At 53.3% G+C, this 244-nt stretch carries 1 protein-coding gene; it reads left to right on the top strand.

The window, feature by feature from the left end; all coding sequences use genetic code 11:
* The coding region (locus tag AC1RO3_RS09370) for a hypothetical protein (RefSeq protein ID WP_481764148.1) at positions 1–244 on the top strand (244 nt) is incomplete at both ends.

The following is a 244-nucleotide window of genomic DNA, read 5'->3' as shown; positions in this document are numbered from 1 at the left end:
CTTTAAACAGAACATCGCAGAGAATATCGATCGACAGGCGCTGGTCATGATCGCAGACTGGCTCGGGGACATGAATGTGTACAACCGAAGCGAAGCCCTGAAGTACGGAATTCCGCTGGAAGAGGTTCTGCACTGTATTATGGGCTCGAACTTCACGAAGCTGAACCCGGACGGTTCAGTCACGAAGGACGCGAACGGGAAAGTTCAGAAGGGTCCGAACTTCCGGCCGCCTGAAGAGCATATC

This window comes from Dellaglioa sp. CoH-57-MRSF-19, from assembly GCF_056781975.1.
Note: the sequence above shows the minus strand (reverse complement) of the source record. Positions and strands in the feature narration are given on the sequence as shown.